Genomic DNA, 1540 nt, shown 5'->3' with positions numbered 1-1540 from the left:
TATTAAAGAATCAGAATTAGGAAGAAAAGCATTATTATTAGGAGAAACAAAACTAACAAATGGGATACCTATAGAAGATGTAATTAACATGGAAAAAGCATTAAAAACAATGAAATTCGATGGAAAAAGCTTTGATAAAGTAATAAGTTATCCAAATCACACCAAAAGAGAAGTGCTTGACAAAATAAATTCAGAATTTAGTAATTCAAAAGATTCAGATGTTAACTATTTATACATTACTTGCCATGGAGGGGAAAGTATTTTGGCAATAGGAAGTGATGGAAGAAATATAACAGGAGAAGATTTAAGAAATATTTTAATAGATAAAAAAGGACTTTTTGTAATAATGATAAATGGTTGTCATACTGGAAGTTTCATAAATCAAGGTAAAGAGAATAATTTTGATCAATTTATAAATGATTTAACAACATCAAAAGAAAAATCGGGAGAACTTTGTGATAAAAAATTCATTGTGTTAACAGCAGCTCACTCAAGTGAATCATCATATAAATATCATTCTATGAAAAACAGTTTAGCAGTACGTTTTTGGTTAGAAGGAATGGGTTATGATGGAGAAAAAAATAGCGTTATAGATATGATGGCAGATAGCAACACTGATTCAAAAGTGACACTTAATGAATTATATAATTATTCATCAAAAGAAGTATTAAAAATAAATAATACGCAACATATACAAAAATATTCAGAATTTGAAGATTTTGTTCTTTTTGGAAGATATTAGGAGGAAAAAGTAATGAAAAAAATAATAAAGGTATCAACAGTATTAGCAATATCATTACTTATTTCTGGGGTATGTTATACTACTAATATAGATAGTAATGTAGTAAAAGCTTCTGGAAATAATTTATTTCTTGAAAATCAACAACAGCAAAAACTAAATATAAAAGTTGCTGGTTCTTCTATGAATGGATTTTATGCTGGTAGCGGATATAGTAAGATGGCACCAGGGGGGAATGAGTTAATTTTTGAAATGGTTAATGAAAAAGGTAAGAATTATGCTATTAATGATTTAGATTATAAGCTTACTATAGATGGTTTAGAGTATCCTAAAGGGCTTATCGCTGGTAAATGTGGAGAAAAAGATACCTTAGTTTTCAAGTCATTTTATGGAAACATAGTAGGAAAAGTTAAAATAGAAGTATGGCTTAAAAATGATAAAAGTATAAAATCAATTTATGGTCTCACATTAGCCATTGAAAATGATTTTTATAGAAAATTTTGTGAATTGTATAACATAGAAGATTCTAAAAATATAGTTCCAGAAGAAATGAAAAAACCAAATTATACATATGATAGATTAAGAGCTAAATATATAGTAAATTTACCCGATAATCCATTGAGTGATGAACAAAAAGATAAATTTATAGGGTGGAAAATAGATGATAAAATATATAAACCTAATAGTACATTTGAATTAGAAAGAGATACAAATTTATTTCATGTAATTCCAGTAGTTAAAGAAGAAGCAACATGGGTATTAAATAATACAGGCTGGTGGTATCAAGAATCAGATGGAACT

The 1540-nt window shown here is 27.1% G+C and carries 2 protein-coding genes; both read left to right on the top strand.

Annotated elements, in window-relative coordinates; translation table 11 throughout:
- A partial coding sequence (locus HMPREF1871_RS04095; protein WP_198145764.1) for a caspase family protein occupies positions 1-742 on the top strand: 742 nt, incomplete at its 5' end.
- A gap of 12 nt (positions 743-754) precedes the next feature.
- Positions 755-1540, top strand: a 786-nt coding sequence (locus tag HMPREF1871_RS04090; protein WP_157058062.1) for a hypothetical protein, incomplete at its 3' end; no start/stop codon positions are given.

Origin of the sequence: Gemelliphila asaccharolytica (assembly GCF_001553005.1) — a bacterium.
Taxonomy (GTDB): Bacteria; Bacillota; Bacilli; order Staphylococcales; family Gemellaceae; genus Gemelliphila; species Gemelliphila asaccharolytica.
The sequence above is the reverse complement of the archived record's forward strand: the minus strand, read 5'-3'. Positions and strand labels throughout refer to the sequence as shown.